The organism is Pseudomonas sp. UTLPPB19802 (assembly GCF_059730225.1).
The window spans coordinates 4,597,582-4,621,373 of sequence record NZ_AP048545.1; the positions used below are offsets into that span (position 1 = coordinate 4,597,582).

Genomic DNA, 23,792 nt, shown 5'->3' on the forward strand with positions numbered 1-23,792 from the left:
AAGTCAGGATTTGATGAAAATCATGAAGATAACGCTGCACCACGCCTTTACCTTTCACGGTTTTGAGCTTTAATCGCCAGATGTCCGTCGTTTGTGTTTGGCATATTCCTACGAGCATGTCTCGTTTTGCCTGACGCACTGGTACAAGTCGTCTTTCCCATGGTGAAATCCGGCCTGTCACACGATGACACAGATCATCGCTTGCATTACTGAAACCTTTCTGGAAAGAAGCCTTTGAAACCTTACCCGATTCAGCGCGTGTCGATCGTCATACCGGTCTACAACGAAGAGCAGAGTTTGCCCGAGCTGTTGCGCCGCACCGAAGCTGCTTGTGCACAGTTGACCCAGGCAGTGGAAATCATCCTGGTCGACGATGGCAGCCGCGACCGCTCCGCCGAGCTTCTGCAGGAAGCCGCCGAGCGCGAAGGCAGCCCGGTGGTTGCCGTCATCCTGAACCGAAACTACGGCCAGCACGCTGCAATCATGGCCGGTTTCGAGCAATCCACCGGCGACGTGGTGATCACCCTGGACGCCGACCTGCAGAACCCGCCGGAGGAAATTCCGCGCCTGGTGGCCCAGGCCGCGCTGGGTTACGACGTGGTCGGTACCGTGCGCAACAATCGCCAGGACTCGGCCTTCCGCCGCTGGCCGTCGCGCCTGATCAACCTGGCCGTGCAACGCTCCACCGGCGTTGCCATGAGCGACTACGGCTGCATGCTGCGCGCCTATCGCCGCACCATCGTCGATGCCATGCTCGCCTGCCGCGAACGCAGCACCTTCATCCCGATCCTGGCCAACAGCTTCGCCCGCCACACCACCGAAGTGCTGGTACAACACGCCGAGCGCGAACACGGCGACTCGAAGTACAGCCCGATGCGCCTGATCAACCTGATGTTCGACCTGGTCACCTGCATGACCACTACGCCCCTGCGGCTGTTGAGCATCATCGGTTTTGCCATGGCCGGCCTCGGCGCGCTGTTCGCCTTTCTGCTGATAGTCCTGCGCCTGATCTTCGGCGCCGAATGGGCCGGTGATGGCACCTTCGTGCTGTTTGCCGTGCTGTTCGTGTTCACCGGCGGCCAGTTCATCGGCATGGGCCTGCTGGGTGAGTACCTGGGCCGCATGTACAGCGATGTCCGCGCCCGCCCACGCTTCTTCATCGAGAAAGTGCTGCGCAGCCAGCCTTCCGCCAGCAGCACCCTAGAGCCAACCCCTTCTCCAACTACCTCCAATCAGGTTGCACCATGAACCAGAAAGCTGTCGTCTTTGCCTATCACGATATCGGTTGCGCAGGCATCGAAGCTCTGCTGAACGCAGGTTATGAAATCGCAGCCGTATTCACCCACGCTGACGATCCGAAGGAAAACGCCTTCTACGGTTCGGTTGCCCAACTGTGCGCCCTCAAGGGCATTCCGGTACACGCGCCGGAAGACGCCAACCACCCGCTGTGGATCGAGCGCATCGCCAAGCTCAACCCGGATTTCATCTTCTCTTTCTACTACCGCAACCTGCTGAGCGAAGCGCTGCTGGCCACCGCCAAGAATGGCGCGTACAACCTGCACGGTTCGCTGCTGCCACGCTACCGCGGCCGCGCGCCAGCCAACTGGGTGCTGGTCAACGGCGAAACCGAAACCGGCGTGACCCTGCATCGCATGGTCAAGCGTGCCGATGCCGGTGGCATCCTGGCGCAGAACCGCGTCGCCATCGAGCGTTCCGACACCGCCCTGAGCCTGCACGCCAAGCTGCGTGACAGCGCCGCCAACCTGCTGCGTGATGCCCTGCCACAACTGGCCCAGGGCAAGTTGACCGAAACCGCCCAGGACGAGTCCAAGGCCACCTACTTCGGTCGCCGTACCCCGGCTGATGGCAAACTGGTCTGGGCCAAGCCTGCCGAAGAGCTGTTCAACCTGGTTCGCGCCGTCACCAAGCCTTATCCGGGCGCCTTCTGCGCCGTGGGCGAGCACAAGCTGATCGTCTGGGGTGCCGATGTCGTCAAGGGCAACGAAGGCCTGGCGCCTGGTCGCGTGATCAGCGTCGATCCGCTGCGCATCGCCTGCGGTGAAGACTCGCTGGTGATCAATGCCGGCCAGCGCAACGAGAACGGCCTGTTCCTCAGCGGCCCGCAACTGGCCAACGAACTGGGCCTGGTCGACGGTTCCGTGCTGCGCGGCGCCGAGTCGGGCCGCAAGCCTCGTCGTACTCGCGTGCTGATCCTGGGCGTCAACGGTTTCATCGGCAACCACCTGTCCGAGCGCCTGCTGCGTGACGACAAATACGAAGTCTACGGCCTGGACATCGGCTCCGACGCCATCGAGCGCCTGCGCAGCCATCCGAACTTCCACTTCGTCGAAGGCGACATCAGCATCCACTCCGAGTGGATCGAGTACCACATCAAGAAGTGCGACGTGGTCCTGCCGCTGGTGGCCATCGCTACCCCGATCGAGTACACCCGCAACCCGCTGCGCGTATTCGAACTGGACTTCGAAGAGAACCTGAAGCTGGTTCGCTACTGCGTCAAGTACAACAAGCGCGTGATCTTCCCGTCGACCTCCGAAGTCTATGGCATGTGCCAGGACAAGAACTTCGACGAAGACACCTCGAACCTGATCGTCGGCCCGATCAGCAAGCAGCGCTGGATCTACTCGGTGTCCAAGCAACTGCTGGACCGCGTGATCTGGGCCTACGGCGCCAAGGGCCTGAATTTCACCCTGTTCCGTCCGTTCAACTGGATGGGCCCCCGCCTGGACCGCCTGGACTCGGCACGTATCGGCAGCTCCCGCGCGATCACCCAGCTGATCCTGAACCTGGTCGAAGGCACACCGATCCGCCTGTTCGACGGCGGCGAGCAGAAGCGTTGCTTCACCGACATCGCCGACGGCATCGAAGCACTGGCGCGTATCGTCGACAACGAGAATGACAGCTGCAACGGCCAGATCATCAACATCGGCAACCCGGACAACGAAGCCAGCATCCGCCAGCTGGGCGAAGAGCTGCTGCGTCAGTTCGAAGCGCATCCGCTGCGCAGCAACTTCCCGCCGTTCGCCGGTTTCCGCGAAGTGGAAAGCAAGGCGTTCTACGGCGCCGGCTACCAGGACGTGGAACACCGCAAGCCAAGTATCGAAAACGCCAAGCGCCTGCTGAATTGGGAGCCGACCGTCGAGATGAGCGAAACCATCGGTAACACCCTGGACTTCTTCCTGAAGGAAGCCATGCTCGAAATCGCGGACAAACGCTGATGCAAGCGGGACTTCGTATCGATGTGGACACCTATCGCGGCACCCGTGAGGGTGTACCGCGACTGCTGGAACTGCTCGACGAGGCCCAGGTCAAGGCGACCTTCTTCTTCAGTGTCGGACCGGACAACATGGGGCGCCACCTGTGGCGCCTCATCAAGCCGCAGTTCTTCCTGAAGATGATGCGCTCCAAGGCGGCCAGCCTGTACGGCTGGGACATCCTCCTGGCCGGCACCGCCTGGCCAGGCAAGCCGATCGGCCGGGACCTGGGGCATCTGATGCGCCAGACCCTGGCCGCCGGTCATGAAGTCGGCCTGCATGCCTGGGATCACCACGGCTGGCAGGCCAATGCCGGACGCTGGAGCGAAGACGAGCTGATCGAACAGATCCGCCGCGGCGTCGACTGCCTGAGCGACATCACCGGGCAAGCCGTCGAATGTTCGGCCACCGCCGGCTGGCGGGCGGACGAGCGCGTCGTGCAAGCCAAGGAACATTTCGGCTTTCGCTACAACAGCGACTGCCGGGGACACGGTCTGTTCCTGCCACGGTTGGCGGACGGCAGCCCGGGCACCCCGCAAATCCCCGTGGACCTGCCGACCTTCGACGAAGTCGTCGGGGCGGACCTGGCCGCGAAGGATTTCAACGCGTTCATCCTCGACCGGTTCAGCCCGGCGAAACTGAACGTCTACACCATTCATGCAGAAGTAGAAGGGATTCTGATGGCCAACGATTTTCGTCAGTTGCTGGCGCAAGCCAGGACGCGTGATATCGAGTTCCAACCCCTGGTCAACCTGCTACCGGCACAGCTGGACAGGTTGCCCGAGGGCCGGCTGGTGCGCGGCACCCTCACTGGCCGGGAAGGCTGGCTGGGGGTACAGCAGGGATGACCAGACGCTGGGCTTTGCCACTATTGTTCCTCGCCTTCCTGCTGTTCTACCTGGCTCCGCTGATGAGCCACGGCATGTGGATTCCGGATGAAACCCGCTACGCGCAGATCGGCCAGGAAATGCTCCTGCGCGGCCACTGGGCGGCGCCACACTTCATGGAGCTGCGCTACTTCGAGAAACCGATTGCCGGCTACTGGATGATCGCCATTGGCCAGGCGATCTTCGGCGACAACTTCTTCGGCGTGCGCTTTGCCTCAGCGCTGAGCACCGGCCTGAGCGTGTTGCTGGTGTATCTGCTGGCCGGCCGCCTGTGGAACGACCCACGCAAGAGTTTCGCCAGCGCGGCACTGTTCATGAGCTTTGGCCTGATAGCCGGCCAGGCCGGCTATGCCAACCTCGATCCGCAGTTCACCTTCTGGGTCAACCTGAGCTTCGTCGCCCTCTGGCTGGCGATCGACAGCCAGACCCGCAAGGCCCGCCTGCGGTCCTGGGCCGCCCTGGGCTTTGCCTGCGGCTGGGGCTTCATGACCAAGGGCTTCCTCGCGCTGATGCTACCGGTACTGATCGCCCTGCCCTACATGATCTGGCAGAAGCGTTTTCGCGAGCTGGTGGGCTACGGGCTGGTGGCGGTGCTGGTCGCGGCACTGATCAGCCTGCCGTGGGTCATCGCGGTGCACCTGCAGGAGCCGGACTACTGGCGGTTCTTCTTCTGGCACGAGCATATCCGCCGCTTCGCCGCCGAAGATGCCCAGCACACTCGCCCCTGGTGGTTCTACCTGCCGTTGATCGTGGTTTCCAGCCTGCCCTGGGCCCTGCTGTTCCCGATCACCCTCAAGGATGCCTGGAACAGCAAGGGCCAGCGGACCACAGCGTTCCTGCTGCTGTGGCTGCTGCTGCCGCTGGCGTTCTTCAGCCTCAGCCGCGGCAAGCTGCCGACCTACATCATGCCGTGCCTGATGCCGCTGGCGCTGCTGATGGGCCACTCGCTGATGGAACGCCTCAAGCTGGGACAAGCCAAGGTGTCGCGTCTCAATGGCCTGCTCAACCTTGTGTTGGGCCTGGTGGCGCTGGCGGCCGTGGTGTTCTTCCAGTTGAAAAAGCCGTTCTACGACAACGAGCCAACCCATCTGACCCTGCTGTGCGTGGTGATTGTCGGCTGGATCCTGTTCAACACCCTGACCGTATTCAAGCCGCTGCAACTGTGGGCGCTGCCGGCACTGGGCATGGGCCTGCTGATCGCGCTGGTGCCGGCGGCAATGCCAAGCGTCATCGTGCACAACAAGATGCCCGACCAGTTCATCGCCGATCACCAACAGGAACTGAGCCAGAGCCGCCATTTGCTGAGCAACGACCTGGGCGCCGCTTCAGCCCTGGCCTGGCGGGTCAAGCGTACCGACATCACCCTCTACAACACCCAGGGTGAAGTGAAGTACGGCCTCTCTTATCCGGAGGCCGAACATCGCACCCAGGACATGAACCAGATCCAGGCCTGGATGGAACAGGCCCGGCGTGAAGGCCAGGTGGGCGTGGTGATGCGTGTCAAGGACGAGGAAGAGCTGCGCGAAATCGAAAAATTGCCCAAGGATTACAAGCGTTACGACGAAGGCAATATCGTGATCCTGATTTTCCCGCAGAGCGCACCATGACCCTGATCCTCCTGCTAAGCGCCTGCCTGCTGACGTGCCTGGGCCAGGTCGCCCAGAAGTACGCCGTCGAAGGCTGGCGCGAAACAACCCTGGGCGCGCTCGACAAGCTGCGCTCGCCCTGGTTATGGCTGGCCCTGGCCAGCCTTGGCCTGGGCCTGCTGGTGTGGTTGCTGGTGTTGCAGCGCCTGGAAGTCGGGATCGCCTATCCGATGCTCAGCCTCAACTTCGTCCTGATCACCCTGGTGGCGCGCTACCTGTTCAAGGAGTCGATCGACCGTCGTCACTGGCTGGGCGTCATGCTGATCATCGTTGGTGTGGTATTGCTGGGGCTGCACCTATGAGCCTGGCCCGCGGTTTCAGCTTTGCCGGCGGCAGCGTGCTGCTGGTCAGCAGCGCGCAGTTGGGCATGCGCTGGAGCATGACCCGCCTGCCCGAGCCGAACCAGTGGCTGGACGCGCTGGTGACCGGCAACGTCTCGCTGCTGGCCCTGGCCCTGGTCGGCGCCTCGATCCTCGCCTACGCGCTGTCGATGCTCTGCTGGCTGATGGCCCTGCGTGATGTGCCGCTGGGCCGCGCCTACTCGCTGCTCAGCGTCAGCTATGCACTGGTCTACCTGCTGGCGGCCAGCCTGCCGTTCTTCAACGAAAGTTTCAGTCTTTCCAAGACCCTGGGAGTGGCGCTGGTCATCCTCGGTGTTCTTACGATCAATTCTCCACGTATACCCCGTCCTAGAGACTCCGTATGAAAATCAGCGTAATTGGTAGCGGTTATGTAGGCCTGGTACAGGCGACTGTCTTGGCCGAAGTCGGTCATGACGTCGTGTGCATGGACGTTGACCAGAACAAGATCGAATTGCTGCGCAAGGGCCACATCCCGATCTTCGAACCAGGGCTGGAGACCATGGTCAAGTCCAATCTGGAGAGTGGCCGCCTGCACTTCACCAGCGATGAAAAGCTGGCGATCGAACACGGCCAGGTGCTGTTCATCGCAGTTGGCACGCCATCGGACGAAGATGGTTCCGCCGACCTCAAGTACGTGCTGTCGGTGGGTGACGCCGTGGTCCGCCATCGTTTCGAGCCGCTGATCCTGGTGGAAAAATCCACCGTGCCGGTCGGCACCGGCGACACCCTGCGTGCCCATATCGCAGCCGGCCTGCAAAAAGCCGGGCGCGAGCTGGAGTTCGATATCGTCTCGAACCCGGAATTCCTCAAGGAAGGCTCGGCGGTCGAGGACTGCCGCCGCCCGGACCGCATCATCATCGGCTGCGAGCGTGAGGAAGTGCGTGACGTGATGCGCGACCTCTATGCCCCCTTCAATCGCAACCATGACCGCATCATGTTCATGGACCTGCGCAGCGCCGAACTGACCAAGTACGCCGCCAACTGCATGCTGGCGACCAAGATCAGCTTCATCAACCAGATCGCCGAGCTGGCCGAACACCTGGGTGCCGACATCGAGGCCGTGCGCATGGGCATCGGCGCCGACCAGCGCATCGGCTATCACTTCATCTACCCCGGCTGCGGCTACGGCGGCTCGTGCTTCCCCAAGGACATGCGCGCCCTGATCCACAGCGCCCAGGCCGCCAACTGCTCCAGCGACCTGCTGCAGGCGGTGGAAGCGATCAACGAACGGCAGAAACACAAGCTGTTCGACCGCATCAACGCGTTCTACAAGGGCGATCTCAAGGGCAAGACCTTCGCCCTCTGGGGCCTGGCGTTCAAACCCAACACCGACGACATGCGCGATGCACCGAGCCGGGTACTGATGGAAGCACTGTGGGCCGCTGGCGCCCAGGTCCGGGCGTTCGACCCGGAGGCCATGCAGGAAACCCAGCGCCTGTATCCGGACGAACCGGGCCTGTCGCTGATGGGCACCCCGGAAGCGGCCCTGGTCGGTGCCGATGCGCTGATCGTCTGCACCGAGTGGCAACAGTTCAAGGCGCCGGACTTCGAGCGAATCCAGCAGCGCCTCAAGTCGCCGGTGATCTTCGATGGCCGCAACCTGTATGACGCTGGCCGCATGCAGCGCAAGGGCTTCACCTACTTCGCCATCGGGCGCGGCGCCTCCCTGGAGCTGCCGGTGACCCGCCATGGTCACGTAGAAGCCTGATCCCTACCCACCTCCTGTGGGAGCCGGCTTGCTGGCGATAGTGGTTCGAAAGTCGACATCTGTGTTGCCTCAGACGCCGCTATCGCCAGCAAGCCGGCTCCTACGGGGATCGTGCGCCCCGTAGCGAACCCCTCCGGTGTCCTCTGCCTTTTCACAAGGACTGCGTTGTGACATTGACCTCCCGTGCCACCCTCAATCGCCAATCCCTGTTCCTGGGCCTGGCTGCACTGCTGCTGTTTCTCGCCGGGGTCTACCAGCAGGCGGCCATCGGCTTCGATTCACGTTTCGTGCTGTTCGCCGAGGAAATGCTCCGCCATGGCCCCGGGTTCTTCCCCACCACCTATGGCGAGCCCTACCCCGACTATTCGGCATTCTCGACCGTGCTGGTCTGGTTGTTCGCCCTGCCCTTCGGCAAGGTCAATGCCCTGGCCGCCTGGTTGCCCAGCGCGCTGGCGGCGGCCTGGATCGTGGTGCTGATGTACCGGCTGATCGCGCCCTATTCACCACGCTGGGCCCTGCTGAGCATCGCCCTGCTGCTGCTCAGCAACACCTTCATCACCGAAACCCGCGCCGTTTCGCTGGACCTGATGCTGGCCGCCGTCGGTTTCGCGGTGTTCTACCTGGGCTACGCCGCCGAGCATTTCGCCGCGCCGAAACGCCATGCCTGGATCCTCGCCCTGCTGGTACTGGGCTTTGCCATCCGCGGGCCGATTGGCCTGGTAATCCCCACCGGCATGCTTTGCAGCTACTACCTGCTGGGCGGCCAATGGCGGCGCTTCTTCGTCTTCGGCTTCCAGGCCCTGGGCCTGCTGGTGGCCTGCATCGGCCTGCTGCTCTGGCTGGCCTGGCTGAACGGTGGCAGCTTCCTGCTCCATGAAGTGATCCGCATGCAGTTCACCGGCCGCATGGACGGCAGCGAGGGCTCCAGCGGCCTGCTGTACTACTTCGCCAGCTCGTTCGGCAACTACGCCCTGGCCTACCCATTGGCGGTACTGGCGGTGGCGGCGCTGCTCGCCGGCCGACGCCAGCCCCGCGGCCCGGCACTGCAACTGATGCTCTACTGCCTGGCGGCCGGACTGATCGTGATGCTCGGCTTGTCGGTGCCGCAAGCGAAAAAGGCCCGCTACATCCTGCCGATGGTGCCGATGATCGCCATCGTCGCGGCGTTTCCGTTCCAGGTTAGCCAGGGGCGACTGTTCGCCGGGTTGCGCGGGTTGATCCAGGGCATCTGGTTGCTGCTGCCGGGGTTGCTGATCGGCGGGATGATCCTGTTGCATCGACGCTTTCCCGAAGACCTGCCGAGCCTGGGTGCTGCGCCCTGGCTCGCGGGGGCGCTGCAAGTGATTGCCGTGGCGTTGCTGTTCAAGGCCCGCTGGCGTGCCGTGGGGCTGGCCGCCTGTGCGGTGCTGGCGATGTGGACCAGCTACATCCTGGTCGTCGAGCCGGTGGAGCGCTCGGCGTATGACACCCGCACGTTTACCCAGGCGGCCCGGCAGCTGATTCACCAGGCACCGGCGCCCGTGGTCCTGCATGCCATGGGCAAGGATGCGAAGGCGATCAAGTTCATGGTCAACCTGGATGAGGACCTGCAGCCGGTGTTCACCGGCACGCCGCAGGAACTGCAGGCAGTGACCGGTCCGGCGTGGCTGGTGATGGACAGGCAGGACTATCAGAAGCTGCAGGGCACGCCGGTTGGGGCACTGGTGCCGGTGTTGGGTGGACGGTTCGACAAGAATGATTTTGTGTTGCTGAAGCAGCCATGAGGTGGTGGATGGCCGTCTACGGTGGTTCGCGGGCAAGTCCGGCTCCTACAGAAGGACAGCAATCCCTGTAGGAGCGGGCTCGCCCGCGAACCGCCAGGGGCGGCCATCCACTACCGCCCCGACTGCCCTCAGGCAATCACCACGCCGGCCCCCTTCAACACATCCAGGCCAACGCCGACCAACGTCACCGAATCAGCACCAAAGCTGAGCACCGTATCATTCCCGACCACCTTGGCATGCTCGAGAATATTGTGCCCCTGTGAATCGGCATATCCCATGAACACCAGCTTGTCCGAAGCCTGGAACCCGCTGATCCGGTCCTGGCCAAAGGCGCCGTTGAACAGGAAGGTGTTGCCGCCACCCCGCGCCTCCATCAGGTCGTTGCCAGCCCCACCGATGAACATCGTGCCGCCCTTGGCCGCGCCAATCAGGTGATCGTTGCCGCCGTTGCCGATCAACCATTCGCCCGATGCCTTGGCTGTGAGGGTATCCGCCCCGGCACCACCGACCTGAGAAGCGACATAGCTGCCGGTGGACAAGCCTTGATTACCCACCGTATGGGCCACATCCCTGGACAGGAAGACCAGGTGCGGCTCGCTGCTGATCAGCGTGCCGATGTCCTTGGCAATGGTGATCCCGCCCTGGGCATCGCGAATGTACAGGGTGCCCTGGCCGTCATTGGCGATATCGAAACTGCCCAGCGGCTTCTGCAGGTCGAAGGTGTTGTGGCCCTTGCCGCCCAGCACGATGTTGTAGCCACCGTCGTCGCGGAAGGTGTCATCGCCACCGCCGCCTTCGAGGTAGTCGTTGCCCCGCCCGCCCTTGAGCAGGTCGCTGGCCTCGCTGCCAATGATGAAGGTGGTGCCGGTATGGGCCTCGGCATTGCGATTGAGATCCTGCACCCAGGTCTTTTCCCGCGCCGGGTCCGACAGGTTGGCGACGATGATGGTCGAATCCTTGGCGGTCAGGTCATAGAACTTCGAGGAGAGAATGCGCTGCATGCCGTCACCGTAGGCGGTCGGCAGGTGCGACAGCCAGGTGGCGATATTGCCGATGGAAAACGGCAGGACGTTCCAGGCATCCGAGGCGTAGTGGTCGTTGAAACTGACGATATTGTTGGTCGCCGAAGCCTTGTAGCCATCATGCACCCCAAGGGTCGCCAGGTTGACGCTGGAGCCGTCGAGCACACGGAATACCGGGTCGTTTTCATAGCCGATATTCAGTACCTGGGTTCCGGCGCCGCTCTGGGTCGGCGAAGCGAAGGCGATGTAGCTGGCATCACGGTAGAAACCACCCCAGTGGTCGGCACTCAGGTCGGCCAGGCTGTTGACCGCCAGGCCGCCCAGGCTGTGGCCACTGACCAGCACATCCTTGCCGGCCAGGCCGTTGGCCGCGGCAAAGGCCGCGACCTTGTCGAGCAGGCCGGAGAAGGCATTGGCGCTGTAGTTTTTTGCATAATCCTTGGGGCCGATGGCGGCCAGCAGATCGTTGATCGCATCCCCGATGGTATCGCTGATCAGCGTCTCCCGTGGCCCGCTGGTACCGCGAAAAGCGATGCCGATGGACGCCAGGTGGCCCTGGGCGTCGTACTTGCCGAGGACTTCCGCCTGGCCCGTGCTGTAACCGGGTTTCTCACCGTAGAAGGTACCGCGGCCATCGGACTTGCCGGCATAGCCCAACTGGCTGGCACTGATCGGCGTCCATCCGGCCGCCTGTACCGCCGCCAGCGCGGCCTTCTCCGAGTCCGGGTTCCACGGGATGCCGGGAATCACCCCCTGGGCATCGGTGCCGCCGATCAAGGCCTTCACCAGCGTGGCTGGCAGGCCCAGGCCGAAGCCGTTCTGTTGGTAGCCCACGGCAAAGCCGTTATCGATGTTGTGATAGGAATACAAGGTGATCGCCATGGCATCGGAGTACAGCGCCTTGGAGACCTCGGGACTTGCGTTTTTATAGTCAAAGACACCCATGGTATTGCCTCTCTGTTGTTGAACTTGTCGAGAAAGCACGAAACAGGGTCAGGCTCCGTGGGGCATCCGCCACTGCCGCGGATGCCTCAGCAGCCTAATGAAATGCCGCCTTCGGCACGAACGCCTCGTCGACCCTGGCCAGGTCGGTTTCACGCAAGGTGCCGGCGTAGTAATGCAATCGGGTCCAGGCCATCAGGTAGTCGTAGCGCGCCTGCGCGAGGTCCCGACGGGTGCTGTAGAGCTGCTGCTGGGCATTGAGCAGGTCGAGGTTGACCCGCTCGCCACCGAGAATGCTTTGCCGGGTCGACAGTACCAGCGACTCCGCCGAAACCAACGCCTTGCGGTAGGCGCGCAGCTTGCTCACCCCGGACAGGCAGGCGTTGTACTGGCGTCGCAACTCGATCAGGGTTTCGCGGGTCTTGCCATCGAGTTCGTACTCGGCCTGCTCCAGGTTGGCGCTGGCCTGGCGCACGGAGGCAGAGACCCCACCGCCAGCGAACAGCGGCACACTGACTTCGAAACCGACGGTGTTGGTGTCATACCGCTGGTTGTAGGTATTGCCGCTGTCGGACTCGCTCTTGCGCAGGCTGGCATAGGCATTGAGCTTGGGCAGGTGCCCGGCGCGGTTGCGCTCCACTTCGTAATGCGCCACTTCCACCGCCTGGCGCTGTGAAGCGAGGGTCGGGTTGCTGCTCAGTGCCAGCTCATGCCAGGTGGCGAAGTTGGCGGGTTCCAGGGGAAAGGATTCGAATCCCTGGCCCAGCGGCGCCAGGTCGGACACCGCCACCGTCGGCACGCCGATCAGCGCGCCCAGCTCGCGCAGGGCGGCGTCCTGGGTATCCTGGGCCTCGATCTCCTCGGCCGTGGCCAGCTCGTAGCGTGACTCGGCTTCGAGGATGTCGGTGCGGGTGCCCTCGCCCTGGCGAAACAACTGGGTGTTCTGCTGGAACTGCTCGTCGAGCGCCTTCCTGCGGGCCTGGGCTATCTGGATCTGGTCCTCGGCGAACAGCGCCTGGGTGTAGAAGGTCAGTACCCGCACCAGCAGTTCCTGGCTCTTGCCACGAAAGGTCTCGTCGGCGAACAACGCCTGGGCCACGCCCTTGCGATAGTTGGCATAGGCCTCGTAGTCGATCAGCGGCTGCTGCAACATCAGGGTCGAGCCGGAGCTGGTATAGCGCCGGTCTTCATGGAGATTGCCACGCTCGTTGAGATAGGTGGCGCGGGAGTCGTTACGGCCCTGGTTGTAGTTGTAGGAAAGCCGTGGCAACAGCCCCGCGCGACCGATGGCGCGGTTCTCCTGACCGGCATCGCGCTCTTTCAGCGCGCCGAGGAACACCGGGTCGTTACGCAGTGCCTGTTCATAGACCTGGAACGGCCCCATGGCGCGGCACTCGAAAGAGAACAACAGCAAGGCCGCCGCGAGACACAGCGGTTTTTTCATCAGGCGCAACATCCTACTCCTCGGTCAACGCAGAGCCCGCACGATCCATCAGGGGCTTGAACAGATAATTGAGCAACGAACGCTCGCCGGTGCGGACGAACATTTCCGCCGGCATGCCCGGCCGGATCACCAGCCCGTTGAGCTTCTCCAGCGCCAGGTCACTGACCGAACTGCGCAGCACGTAGTAGGGCACGCCGGTTTTCTCGTCGAGCAACTGGTCGGCGGAGATCAGGCTGACTTCACCGGCAACCCGTGGCGTGCGGTTCTGGTTGAACGCGGTGAACAGGATGTCCACCGGCAAGGCCGTACCGACCTTGTCCACCAGGTTGACCGGCAGGTGCCCTTCCACTTCCAGGCGCTCGCCCTGCGGCACGATCTCCAACAGGTTCTCCCCGGCGCGCACCACCGCGCCTTCGGTGTGCACGCTGAGGTTCACCGCGACCCCTTCGGCCGGCGCGCTGATTTCGCTGTGTTGCAGCTCGAATCGGGCGGAGGTCAGTTGCTGCTCCAGGGTCAGGGTCTTGAGCTGGGCGTCGGCCAGTTGGCTGCGTACCTCCTTCTGGTATTCCTCGGTGTGCTGCCCCAGCTTGAGGCGCGACTCGAGAATGCCCTGCTCGATCCTTCCACTTTCACCGCTGTTCTGCGCCAGGTCCTGTTGCACCTGTGACAGCTGCCGTTCGTACTCCAGCAGGCGGTTGCCGGGGATGTAGCCGTTTTCCGCCAGCGGGCGCAGGTTTTCCAACTGCCGGCGCAGGGAATCGGCGCGTGCAGTCATGTCGGCACGGGCCCGACGCATGCCGGCCAATTGCGCACCAGCGCCCTCGATACTGGCACGGATCCCCGCCTGCTCACGGGCGAAGGCCTCGCGCCGACTGCTGAACAACTGGCGCTGGCCTTCGAGCACCAGGTCCAGCTGGGGGTCGGTATCTCGGGTCAGTTCGTCCGGGAAGCTCACTCGCGGCAAGTTGTCCCGTTCGCTTTGCCAGCGGGCCTGGCTGGCCCAGGCCACGCGATACTGGGCACGCAGGGACTGGACATCGGCGGCGTGCTGGGTCTGGTCGAGACGGAACAGCGGCTGGCCCTGGTGAACCAACTGCCCCTCGTGTACCAGGATCCGCTCGACCACCCCACCGCCCAGCGATTGCACAGCCTTGCGCTTGCCGGACACCACCACCGTACCCTGCACGGCAATCCCCTGGTCCAGCGGTGCCAGGGTCGCCCAGGCAAAAAAGCCACCGGCGCCCAGCAGCGCCAGCCACCAACCGGCGCGGACGAAAAAGCGCGCATCGCGCTCCGGGCGCTCGAAATTGTCGTCTTGCATCAGGCTATCCTGGCTCATGCTCCGCTCCTTTGGGTCGCCGCGCCGTACTGCCGGTTCAGGCTGAGCCCGGCGGGTGCCGCCTGTGGGCGAGCCGGCTGGGGCGCGGCCGGAGCCGTGCCGGAAAGCGCCTTGAGTACCTCGGCGCTGGGCCCGAAAGCCTGCATCCGCCCGTCGTTGAGCACCAGCAGCTTGTCCGCCTGGGTCAACGAGCTGGAACGGTGGGTCACCAGAATCACGCTGCTGCCCTGGGCCTTGAGCTGTGCAATCGCCGCCGTCAGCGCCGCTTCGCCCGACGCATCGAGGTTGGAGTTCGGCTCGTCGAGCACCACCAGTCGCGGGCCGCCGTACAGCGCACGAGCCAGCGCCACCCGCTGCTTCTGCCCACCGGACAGGCCGCTGCCGTCGTCACCCAGCACGGTGTCGTAGCCCTGCGGCAGGCGCAGGATCAGTTCGTGCACACCGGCCTGGACCGCCGCCGCGACCACCTTCTGCGGATCGGCATCGCTGAAGCGGGCGATATTCTCGGCGACCGTGCCGCTGAACAGTTCGATCGACTGTGGCAGGTAGCCAATGTGCGGCCCCAGTTCATTGCGGTCCCAGCGATGAATATCCGCGCCATCCAGGCGCACCACGCCGCCCAGGGTTGGCCAGATACCCACCAGGATCCGCACCAGGGTCGACTTGCCGGAGCCGGAAGCACCGAGAACGCCCAGCACCTCGCCCGCCGCCAACTGGAAACTCACCTGGTGCAAGGTCGCCCCGCGTGTGCCCGGCGGGCCGGCGCTGACCTGTTCGAACGCCACTTCGCCCCTCGGCTCGGGCAGGCTCATCGGCGATTCGCCTTCAGGGAACTCGCGCAACAGCTCATCGAGCCGACGATACGCCAGCTTGGCCGCGCTCCACTGTTTCCATACCGCGATCAACTGGTCGATGGGGCTGAGTACCCGGCCCATCAGGATAGAGCCGGCGATCATCATTCCTGAACTCATGTCGCCCTTGATCACCAGCAGCGCGCCGAGGCCCAGCACCAACGATTGCAGGCACAGGCGCAGCGACTTGCTCAGTGAAGTCAGCACCGCACCGGTATCGCTGGCCTGGTTCTGTCGCGCGAGAAACCGCGAATGCACCTGGAACCAGCGTTTGCGCAGGGCACCGAGCATGCCCATGGCCTGGATGGTTTCGGCGTTGTGCAGGTGGCTGGTGGCCAACTGGCTGGATTGCTGCGAAAAGCCGCTCGCCTCGCCCAGCGGCTTGCGGGTCAGCCACTCGTTGAGGCAGGCCAGCGCGATCAGCAGCACCGCACCCACGCTGGCAAAGACACCCAGCCAGGGGTTGAACAGAAAAATCACCAGCAGATAGATCGGAAACCACGGCGCATCGAAGAACGCGAACAACGCCGGCCCGGTAAGAAACTGGCGGATATGGGTCAGGTCGCCCAGGGCCTGGCCGGCATGGCCTTGGCCACGAAACAGATTGCGCTCGAACGCCGCCTGGTAGACCCGCAGGTTGAAACGTCGCTCGAGCTGGCTGCCGATGCGGATCACGATAAAGCTGCGGATCACCTCCAGCAGCCCGATGAAGGCGAAGAAGCCCACCACCATCAGCGTCAGCATCACCAGGGTGGTTTCGTTCTGCGAAGTCAGGACCCGGTCGTAGACCTGCAGCATGTAGATCGACGGGACCAGCATCAGCAGGTTGATCAACGCGGTGAAACAACCGACGCTGACCAGTGTGCTTCTATAGTCGCCCAGCACACGGAACAAGGGTGTGCCGGAGTTGATGTTCAACGCCTTCATTTATCTTCCCTGATAGGCCTGGTTTCAAGAGATCGTGGAGCGCGGTGACCTCAACCTGTCGCTGAAGCCGCCCGCCCATTCATGCCGGTTTACGGACCAGCACCAGGGTCTGGCCATTTTGCAGACGGACTTCGTACACCCCGTCCCCCTGCCGATTGAGATGGGCGATACCGCTGCCGCCGGCGCCATACAGCCAGATGCCGTCCGGGGTCGGCTCCCAGCTCGTCGGGCGCTCGCCCAGCCAGTTGGCCGCGCACTCCAGGTCACCGTCGAGTGCCGGTGCCTGGGTCGACAACCGCAGCTCGCAAGGAGTACTGCTGTCATCCTGGGGATACAGCCGCCAGGTCCCGACCAGAGTGTCGGGGGCGGGAAGAATCAAACTACGTGCCATACATTGTTCTCCTGTCAGCAGCATCGATGCGGCCAGCAGCCACACCTTCAATACAACACGGGGAATGAATCGGTCGATCATGAGCCCTCGCAATACCCTCGGGGAGCAGCGCATGGGCGCTGCTCGTCAACGTTCAATCAGGCCATGATATCCGTGACCGCCATCTGCCCAACCGTATGGACCTGGAACCCGGCCAGGCCGGCACCGGAAAAATCGATTTCAAGGGAGCCTTCGTCATGGCGCGGGTCATAACGCAGTACCGCCTGCCCGGCCTGCCCGGTAAAGGCCTGGACGAAACTCAGGCCCGAACCTTCGGTAATCTGCGTCAGGTCGATATTGTCCTCGCCACTGGCGAAGTCGACGATCCAGTCGGCTGCGTCCGGTACCGATTCCGAAGAAAACGAATACACGAAACTGTCGCGACCGGCCCCGCCCTCCAGCCTGTCCTGCCCCTTGCCGCCATGAAGAAAATCGTTGCCGGCATCACCATGCAGCCAGTCATTGCCGAGATCCCCCAGCAGGGTGTCATCGCCATCACCGCCCTTGATCAGATTGTCCACCTCGTTGCCGAACATCAGGTCGTTACCGCTGCCGCCATGGGCATTTTCCAAGGTGACGCCCTGGGCGATCGACACGTTGCCCACCAGCCCACCCACATCGGAAAACGACGTCTCGGCGAGATAGATCCTCTGGTCCTGGGTAAACCCGGAAAAGTCCAGGGTGTCATTGCCGCCACCATCCCAGACGGTGAACACCAGCGTGTCCGAAGGTGAGGTGGCGCTCAGGTAGTCGCGATCGGTGTTGGAGTTGAACCCATACACGGTATCGTCGGCACGGGTGGCGTGGTTGGCTCCGTAGAGTTTCTGGATCGCCGCGATATCATCGATCAGCGGGCCCGAGGAAAAGGCCCGCGAACCGTCGCGGCTGAAATCCTGGTCGGTGTTGCGTTCATTCCAGTAACTCATGACGCTGTAGCCGGACGAGTCCTCGGCATAGCTCGCGCCGCCATAGCCATCGTCGCCACTGACCACTTGCCAGAGCCAGTCGAACCAGCTTTCTTCACCGGCGTCGTAGTCACCGGGATGGGACAGGCCCAGGTTATGGCCGATCTCATGGGTCAGGATGTGGCGACCCAGGCTGTTCAGGGCCGGCGCCTTGTTCGGTTCATTGTCGATGCCGAACTGGCGCCAGAACCAGTCGGCCCAGCCATCGACACCATCAACCTGATACCAGGACTGGCCCTCCTTGAGGGGATCCGGATCGGGCATGAACGCAAAGGCTGCTGCCCCCCCCAGATCGCCGTCACTGTAGTTCCCCAGGGTCAGGTGTCCATCGCCACCACTCTGCGCTTCGGTGAACGTGATGTTGGCGACATCCGCCCACGATTGCATGGAGAGCTTCGCCTGCTGTTTCTGTTGCTCGCTGAATTCACTGAATCCGCGCAGATCCATAGCGGAGAAGTCCGACGGCTCGACACTGAGAAAGGTGTAGGTCAGGTCGATCCGTCCACTGTTGTCGCGGTCCGGCACCAGATCGCCGGTGCGAGTGATCTGTGTGGCCGCCTGACTCACGGAGTAAGACGGTTTGCCGCCCGGTTGATAGCCCTCGGAAGGTACTTGCCGGAAGGTCTGTGTATTGGAATGCAGAAGAGTCATGCTAAATCCTTGAGGCATGGAAAGAACGTGCTCGTCCAGGCGATTGCCCAGCAACGAAGGCGCGCATTGGACAGGCTCCTGCCTCTCCACTCCTGCAGATAACGCTCACCCGGCATGCAAATGCCGGCTTCTCGAAAAAGACATCCGAGTCAGGCACGTCATCCATGAGAAAAGTCGACACGGCACCCCCAATACAGCCACGCTCATGCTTCATACGATTCGAAGAGGCAGCGCGAACGCCGCCCCGTTGTTGCATCAATCAGGCGACGATGTCGCTGATCGCCACCTGGCCAATCGCCGTGATCTGAAAATCGACCACGCCATCGCCGGAGAAATCGATCGACAGGGTGCCATCCCTGAAATCCGGGTCATAATCCACTACGGCTTGGCCGGCCTTGCCGGTAAACGCCCTGACGAAATCCAGGCCCGAACCACCGGTGATCCCGCTGAGATCGATCCGGTCTTCGCCGCTGGAAAAATCCATGATCCAATCGGCGGCATTCGCAACCGAATCCGACACGGCGTTGTACACGAAGGTGTCGCGCCCTTCCCCGCCGCTCAGGATATCCATGTGCGCACCACCGACCAGAATGTCATCGCCACTACCGCCCATCAGTTGGTCTTCACCGGCCCCACCGTCGAGCAAGTCGGCACCGTCGCCACCGTGCAGCAGGTCATCACCCGCACCGGCGATGAGCCGGTTGTCCGCCGCGTTGCCGATGATCAGGTCGTCGCCGCTGCCACCAAGGGCATTTTCCAGGGTGACACCCTTGGCGATGGAGACGTTGCCCACCAGCCCGCCCACATCGGAAAACGAGACCTCGTTCAGGTTGATCGTCTGGTCCTGGCTGAAACCGGAGAAATCGAGGGTGTCGTTGCCACCGCCGTCCCACACCGAAAACACCAGCATATCCGCGTCCGAGGTGGCGCTCAGGTAGTCACGGCCGGTGTTGGAGTTGAAACCGTAGACGGTGTCATCGGCACGGGTGCCATGATTGGCACCGTATAGTTTCTGGATCGCCACGATATCGTCCAGCAGCGGCGCGGACGAATAGGCCGCAGCGCCACCCTTGGTGAAAGACTGGCCGGTGTTGCTTTCACTCCAATAGCTCATCACGCTGAAACCGAGCGTGTCCTGCGCATAAAGGGCGTCCTTGTAGCTTGGGTTGCCACGGGTTGCATCGTAGTCCCCCAGGTGCGAAAGGCCCAGGTTGTGCCCGATCTCGTGAACCAGCGTCAGACGCCCGAAATTGTTCAGGCCTGGCGTTTTGTTATCCTCGTAGCCGCTGCCGGTCAGGTACCAGGATTGCCCATCATAGTCCGGCTCGCCCTGTGGCTGGAACGCGAATGCCGAACCACCCGATGGGCCGCCACTGTAGTTGCCGAAGGTCAAGTGCCCATCACCACCGGCCGGCGCCTCGGTGAAACTCAGGTTGGCGACATCCGCCCAGGACTGCAGGGCCAGTACCGCCTGGGTTTTCTGCAGGTCACTGAACTGACTGAAACCACTGATACCCACATCCATCCCCAATTCGGCGAAATTCGCCGGTGAGCTGTCCATGAAGGCATAGGTCAGGTTGACCTTGCCATTGTTGTCCAGGTCTTTCCAGGCATTCCCGCTGCGAGTGATCTGTGCCGCCGACTGGTCCACCGAATAGGACGGCTTTCCATTGAGCAGATCCACCCCGCCACGGTCGGAGAGTGCCAGGCGACTTGCCTGAAGCGTCAACGATAGTTGCTCGGAAGTTGCTGTTTCTGAATAGGGATTTGTCACGCGAAGTCCTTAAGACAGGGAAAAATGTATACGGGCAGCCGGTGCCCGATAACAGGGGCGCGCATTGAACAGGCTCCTATCCGAAACTTCCTGCAAATACCGCCCGCCCAGCCATTGAAGGGCAGACTTCGGCCAGAGCTTGTGAAGTTGGATCAACTTCAACAGGAAAATTCGATACAGCAACTTCAACACGGCAATTCTCATGTCGGGACTTTGCCGAAACGGCTGGTTCCACTGCGCTTGCATGCTCGACTCAAGGAGGTGGCGCAAACGCCACCTCCCCGCTCATCGACTCAGACCACGATATCCGTGACCGCCGCCTGGCCCACCGTGGTGACCAGGAAGTCCGCCACGCCATGCCCGGAGAAGTCGACCGCCAGGGTGCCCAGGTTGGTGCCCGAGGCATAGGTCAGCACCGCATCGCCGGCATGTCCGGTAAACGCGTTGACGAAGTTCAGCGCCGAACCGTGGGTAATCCCCGACAGGTCGATCTTGTCCTGGCCGCTGACAAAATCCATGATCCGGTCGGCGGCGTTCGGCTTCGAATCGGAAACTGCGGCGAACACGAAGGTATCGCTGCCAGCCCCGCCCCACAGTTTGTCCGCCCCGCCAGCGCCGTAGAGGATGTCGTTGCCGGCACCACCACGCAGTTCGTTGGCCACGTCGTTACCGATCAGCAGGTCGTTGCCCGAACCACCGATGGCATTCTCGACGGTCACACCCTGGGCAATCGAGATATTACCGACCAGGCCGCCAACATCGGAGAACGAACCGGCATGCAGGTTGATCTTCTGGTTCTGGGTAAAGCCGGAGAAGTCCAGGGTATCGTTGCCACCGCCATCCCAGACCGAGAACACCAGCTTGTCCGAAGACGAGGTGGCGCTCAGGTAATCGCGACCGGCGTTGGAGTTGAAACCGTAGGTGGTATCACCGGCACGGGTGCTGTAGTTGGCGCCGTAGAGCTTCTGGATCGCCGCGATATCGTCCATCAGCGGGCCGGAAGAATAGGCCTCGACGCCACCCTTGCTGAAGTTCTGGCTGGTGTTGCTTTCACTCCAGTAGCTCATGACGCTGTAGCCACGGGTGTCCTGCCCGTAGGTCGCGTCCTTGTAGGTCGGGTTGCCCTCGCCGGCGTTGTAGTCGCCAGGGTGGGACAGGCCCAGGGTGTGGCCGATCTCGTGGGTCAGGGTCTGACGGCCATAGTTGTTCAGGCCAGGCGTCTTGTTGACGTTGTAGCCGCTGCCGGTCAGGTACCAGGACTGGCCATCATAGCCAGGCTCGGTGCCGGGCAGGAAGGCGAATGCCGCCGCCCCTTCCTGGCCGCCGCTGTAGTTACCGAAGGTCATGTGACCATCGCCACCCCTCGCTGCCTCGGTGAAGGTCACGTTGGCGACGTCGGCCCAGGATTGCATGGCCAGCACCGCCTGCGACTTCTGCAGCGCACTGAACTGACTGAACCCGGTAACGCCCAGACCGCTGAAGTTCGAGGTCGGGGACGTCAGGAAGGTATAAGTCAGCTCGATCTTGCCGCTACCGTTCAGATCGTGCCAGGCGGCACCGTCACGCAACAAGTACGTGGCGGCCTGATCGACGGAGTAGGAGGGTTTGCCATTGACCGTGAGATTGCCGCCACGGTCGTATTGATGGCTGAAGCTATCGATCTGATTGAAGGCGGAACTTGTACCGCTGGCCGCCAGCGCAGACTCTACCGAAACAATAGCTTTCGCTTTGACTTTCGACATAAACACACTTCCTTGTTTGCAAGTGAAACAGTTTTTGTCCGATAGCGACAATCCCTTGGCGAGATCATCCTATCACTCGCCCTTTTTGAAGGCAGCGAGAAACTGACACATTTTGAAATCCACCGTCTAGCGCTTTTTTTGATATCAAAATGCTTTAAAGCGGAAAGATCCCGCAAACATTGCTTATTCCCCTGAAAATATTTTCTGACGGAATTTTCCGAACCACTCAAGCAGGCCATTAGAAATATTCAAGTCGGAAAAATGCATAAGCGAAGTGCATCGATCAATGACCAGCCGGTCATTTATAAACTTGCAAGTTTTACTCCGCGTACATTCGTTTAGTACCGACAGATGAGTGCCTGGAATATATCGCCGCAGGAATCGCCGCCACGGCCCCGACCGACGCCCACCGGTCCGGGCGCCAATACCGCTGCACGGATGTTCTAGACTTGTCCCGGCAAAGCGGTGCCTACTGTCCCCTGCACGATTGAACAATGTTCCAGGTACAGCATGTCCAGCAACGCCGACAACTGGATCGACCTGACTCAGGATCGCGATACCGGTATCGAAACCCTGCGCGCCCATTTCAAGGGACACGCCTACGACGCCCACTGGCATGACACCTACCTGATAGGCGTCACCGAACAGGGGGTGCAGCAGTTCAATTGCCAGCGCACCCGCTATCACAGCATGCCGGGCAATGTGTTCATGCTCGAACCGGGTGAAATCCACGACGGCGATGCGCCCACCGAAGGCGGCTTCACCTACCGCACGCTGTACCTCGAACCCCACTGGCTGGAGCGCGAGCTGGGCGCACTGTTCCAGGAAGCTCCGGCCAACAGCCAGTTGTCGTTCTCCACGCCGCTGGCGACCGGCGACACCCGCTTGGCCCAGGCCACCAGTGCGGCGTTCCAGGCCATGCACAGCCCGGAACTGCGGATTGTCCAGCAAAGCACCCTGGACCAGATGTTCGACGCCCTCACCCGCCACCTGCACTGGCGCAGCCGCTACCGCGAGGACCCACGCCTGCCGTTGGTGGCACAACGGGCACGGGAGTACCTGCACGCCCATCTGCAGCAGGATGTCAGCCTCGATGACCTGGCCCTGGTGACCGGCGTCGACCGCTTTCGCCTGACCCGCGCCTTCAAGTCGGCCTATGGCCTGCCGCCCCATGCCTACCTGGTGCAGTTGCGCCTGGCCAGGGCTCGACGCCTGCTGGCGCTGGGTGAACAACCGGCGATGGTGGCCATGAGTCTTGGCTTTGCCGACCAGAGCCATCTCGGGCGCTGGTTCGTCCGCGCTTATGGCCTGACGCCAGCGGCCTACCGCAAGCGCTGCTCAAACCTTCCAGACACCTGAGGCGACAGCCGCGAAGATTGTCAGATCGATCCATTCGCGGAGCCTTGATCCATGCTGTCCACCTTTCCCAACCTGTTGCCGTTCGTGCTGTTCGCCTTCGTCGCCTCGGTCACGCCGGGACCGAACAATATCCTCGTACTGAGCAACAGCGCCCGCCATGGCCTGGCGGCGGCGCTGCCGATCATTCTCGGGGCCGGCGCGGGAGCAGCGCTGATCGTGCTGCTGGTGGGCAGTGGGGTCGGCCAGTCATTGAGCGAGCTGCCTCGGGTGCAGACGATCATGCAATGGCTGGGCATCGCCTGGCTGAGCCTGCTGGCCTGGCAGATTTTCAGTGCCCCGGTGCACAGCCTGGAAACCGGCGATAACCAGGCCAGGCGACTGGGCCTGCTGGGAGCGGCCAGCCTGCAACTGGTCAACCCCAAGGTCTGGATGATGGCGCTGGCGGTGGTCGGTGTGTTCGCCGGCAACGGCGCCGAACGCCAGGCTCATGTCGTTTCGTTGTCCCTGGTCTTCTTCGTGGTGTCGCTACCGTGCATGGGCCTGTGGGCCATTCTCGGCATCGGCTCGGCCCGCCTGTTGCGCTCGCCGCTGGCCCTGCAGCGCTTCAATCGCTGCATGGCCTTGTTGCTGCTGGTTTCGGCCTGGCTGAGCGTGCTGGCCTGAGGAAGACCACCGGGTGCTGCGCCAGGAGAGTCAGCATCGTGCCGC

The 23,792-nt window shown here is 62.5% G+C and carries 18 protein-coding genes; 10 read left to right on the forward strand and 8 right to left on the reverse strand.

Going from position 1 to position 23,792, the window contains the following annotated elements; genetic code table 11:
- The first annotated feature begins 234 nt into the window (after nt 1-234).
- From arnC to AC6I6U_RS19820, 8 genes are all read left to right on the forward strand, one after another.
- Entirely contained in the window at nt 235-1,248 is a 1,014-nt protein-coding gene (gene arnC / locus AC6I6U_RS19785; RefSeq protein ID WP_497877715.1) for an undecaprenyl-phosphate 4-deoxy-4-formamido-L-arabinose transferase, read from the forward strand.
- Entirely contained in the window at nt 1,245-3,236 is a 1,992-nt protein-coding gene (arnA, locus tag AC6I6U_RS19790) for a bifunctional UDP-4-amino-4-deoxy-L-arabinose formyltransferase/UDP-glucuronic acid oxidase ArnA (RefSeq protein ID WP_497877716.1), read from the forward strand. The genes arnC and arnA overlap by 4 nt, the downstream gene beginning before the upstream one ends.
- Entirely contained in the window at nt 3,236-4,120 is an 885-nt protein-coding gene (arnD, locus tag AC6I6U_RS19795) for a 4-deoxy-4-formamido-L-arabinose-phosphoundecaprenol deformylase (RefSeq protein ID WP_497877717.1), read from the forward strand. The genes arnA and arnD overlap by 1 nt, the downstream gene beginning before the upstream one ends.
- Complete coding sequence (gene arnT / locus AC6I6U_RS19800; RefSeq protein ID WP_497877718.1) at nt 4,117-5,766, forward strand: lipid IV(A) 4-amino-4-deoxy-L-arabinosyltransferase; 1,650 nt, start codon at nt 4,117-4,119, stop codon at nt 5,764-5,766. The genes arnD and arnT overlap by 4 nt, the downstream gene beginning before the upstream one ends.
- On the forward strand, nt 5,763-6,107 hold the full coding sequence (gene arnE / locus AC6I6U_RS19805; protein ID WP_497877719.1) for a 4-amino-4-deoxy-L-arabinose-phosphoundecaprenol flippase subunit ArnE: 345 nt from the start codon (nt 5,763-5,765) through the stop codon (nt 6,105-6,107). Before arnT ends, arnE begins: the two co-directional genes overlap by 4 nt.
- Nucleotides 6,104-6,511 (forward strand): 4-amino-4-deoxy-L-arabinose-phosphoundecaprenol flippase subunit ArnF, encoded by a 408-nt coding sequence (gene arnF, locus AC6I6U_RS19810; RefSeq protein WP_497877720.1) that lies wholly within the window; start codon nt 6,104-6,106, stop codon nt 6,509-6,511. Before arnE ends, arnF begins: the two co-directional genes overlap by 4 nt.
- Nucleotides 6,508-7,875 (forward strand): UDP-glucose dehydrogenase family protein, encoded by a 1,368-nt coding sequence (locus AC6I6U_RS19815; protein ID WP_497877721.1) that lies wholly within the window; start codon nt 6,508-6,510, stop codon nt 7,873-7,875. Before arnF ends, AC6I6U_RS19815 begins: the two co-directional genes overlap by 4 nt.
- Nucleotides 7,876-8,042: 167 nt before the next feature.
- Complete coding sequence (locus AC6I6U_RS19820; RefSeq protein WP_497877722.1) at nt 8,043-9,638, forward strand: ArnT family glycosyltransferase; 1,596 nt, start codon at nt 8,043-8,045, stop codon at nt 9,636-9,638.
- Nucleotides 9,639-9,766: 128 nt separating this feature from the next.
- Here AC6I6U_RS19820 and AC6I6U_RS19825 read toward each other — a convergent pair whose 3' ends face one another.
- The 8 genes from AC6I6U_RS19825 to AC6I6U_RS19860 form a co-directional block, all read right to left on the reverse strand.
- Complete coding sequence (locus AC6I6U_RS19825; RefSeq protein ID WP_497877723.1) at nt 9,767-11,605, reverse strand: polyurethane esterase; 1,839 nt, start codon at nt 11,603-11,605, stop codon at nt 9,767-9,769.
- 94 nt (nt 11,606-11,699) lie between these two features.
- Nucleotides 11,700-13,058: a TolC family outer membrane protein gene (locus tag AC6I6U_RS19830; protein WP_497877724.1), complete on the reverse strand. Its 1,359-nt coding sequence runs from the start codon at nt 13,056-13,058 to the stop codon at nt 11,700-11,702.
- A gap of 1 nt (nt 13,059) precedes the next feature.
- The gene (locus AC6I6U_RS19835) at nt 13,060-14,385 is read right to left on the reverse strand and encodes an HlyD family type I secretion periplasmic adaptor subunit (protein WP_497877725.1); all 1,326 of its coding nucleotides are present in this window, start codon (nt 14,383-14,385) and stop codon (nt 13,060-13,062) included.
- Complete coding sequence (locus AC6I6U_RS19840) at nt 14,382-16,163, reverse strand: type I secretion system permease/ATPase (protein ID WP_497877726.1); 1,782 nt, start codon at nt 16,161-16,163, stop codon at nt 14,382-14,384. The genes AC6I6U_RS19835 and AC6I6U_RS19840 overlap by 4 nt, the downstream gene beginning before the upstream one ends.
- A gap of 79 nt (nt 16,164-16,242) precedes the next feature.
- Complete coding sequence (locus AC6I6U_RS19845) at nt 16,243-16,554, reverse strand: protease inhibitor Inh/omp19 family protein (protein ID WP_497877727.1); 312 nt, start codon at nt 16,552-16,554, stop codon at nt 16,243-16,245.
- Between the two features lie 137 nt (nt 16,555-16,691).
- Complete coding sequence (locus AC6I6U_RS19850) at nt 16,692-18,209, reverse strand: M10 family metallopeptidase C-terminal domain-containing protein (protein WP_497877728.1); 1,518 nt, start codon at nt 18,207-18,209, stop codon at nt 16,692-16,694.
- A 259-nt stretch (nt 18,210-18,468) separates the two neighbouring features.
- On the reverse strand, nt 18,469-19,938 hold the full coding sequence (locus tag AC6I6U_RS19855; RefSeq protein ID WP_497877729.1) for a serralysin family metalloprotease: 1,470 nt from the start codon (nt 19,936-19,938) through the stop codon (nt 18,469-18,471).
- A 338-nt stretch (nt 19,939-20,276) separates the two neighbouring features.
- A complete protein-coding gene (locus tag AC6I6U_RS19860) occupies nt 20,277-21,725 on the reverse strand; it encodes a serralysin family metalloprotease (RefSeq protein WP_497877730.1) in 1,449 nt (482 codons plus the stop codon).
- A 510-nt stretch (nt 21,726-22,235) separates the two neighbouring features.
- On the opposite strand from AC6I6U_RS19860, the gene AC6I6U_RS19865 reads away from it, so the two are divergent.
- Both AC6I6U_RS19865 and AC6I6U_RS19870 read left to right on the forward strand, forming a co-directional pair.
- Nucleotides 22,236-23,084, forward strand: a complete 849-nt coding sequence (locus AC6I6U_RS19865; protein ID WP_497877731.1) for an AraC family transcriptional regulator — start codon at nt 22,236-22,238, stop codon at nt 23,082-23,084.
- A gap of 51 nt (nt 23,085-23,135) precedes the next feature.
- Nucleotides 23,136-23,747, forward strand: a complete 612-nt coding sequence (locus AC6I6U_RS19870; RefSeq protein WP_497877732.1) for a LysE family translocator — start codon at nt 23,136-23,138, stop codon at nt 23,745-23,747.
- The last annotated feature ends 45 nt before the right edge of the window (nt 23,748-23,792 follow it).

Coding starts and splice junctions, on each gene's coding strand:
- arnA (WP_497877716.1), top strand. CDS start 1,245: ATGAACCAGAAAGCTGTCGTCTTTGCCTATCACGATATCGGTTGCGCA.
- arnD (WP_497877717.1), top strand. CDS start 3,236: ATGCAAGCGGGACTTCGTATCGATGTGGACACCTATCGCGGCACCCGT.
- arnT (WP_497877718.1), top strand. CDS start 4,117: ATGACCAGACGCTGGGCTTTGCCACTATTGTTCCTCGCCTTCCTGCTG.
- arnE (WP_497877719.1), top strand. CDS start 5,763: ATGACCCTGATCCTCCTGCTAAGCGCCTGCCTGCTGACGTGCCTGGGC.
- arnF (WP_497877720.1), top strand. CDS start 6,104: ATGAGCCTGGCCCGCGGTTTCAGCTTTGCCGGCGGCAGCGTGCTGCTG.
- AC6I6U_RS19815 (WP_497877721.1), top strand. CDS start 6,508: ATGAAAATCAGCGTAATTGGTAGCGGTTATGTAGGCCTGGTACAGGCG.
- AC6I6U_RS19825 (WP_497877723.1), bottom strand. CDS start 11,605: ATGGGTGTCTTTGACTATAAAAACGCAAGTCCCGAGGTCTCCAAGGCG.
- AC6I6U_RS19830 (WP_497877724.1), bottom strand. CDS start 13,058: ATGTTGCGCCTGATGAAAAAACCGCTGTGTCTCGCGGCGGCCTTGCTG.
- AC6I6U_RS19835 (WP_497877725.1), bottom strand. CDS start 14,385: ATGAGCCAGGATAGCCTGATGCAAGACGACAATTTCGAGCGCCCGGAG.
- AC6I6U_RS19840 (WP_497877726.1), bottom strand. CDS start 16,163: ATGAAGGCGTTGAACATCAACTCCGGCACACCCTTGTTCCGTGTGCTG.
- AC6I6U_RS19845 (WP_497877727.1), bottom strand. CDS start 16,554: ATGGCACGTAGTTTGATTCTTCCCGCCCCCGACACTCTGGTCGGGACC.
- AC6I6U_RS19850 (WP_497877728.1), bottom strand. CDS start 18,209: ATGACTCTTCTGCATTCCAATACACAGACCTTCCGGCAAGTACCTTCC.
- AC6I6U_RS19860 (WP_497877730.1), bottom strand. CDS start 21,725: ATGTCGAAAGTCAAAGCGAAAGCTATTGTTTCGGTAGAGTCTGCGCTG.
- AC6I6U_RS19865 (WP_497877731.1), top strand. CDS start 22,236: ATGTCCAGCAACGCCGACAACTGGATCGACCTGACTCAGGATCGCGAT.
- AC6I6U_RS19870 (WP_497877732.1), top strand. CDS start 23,136: ATGCTGTCCACCTTTCCCAACCTGTTGCCGTTCGTGCTGTTCGCCTTC.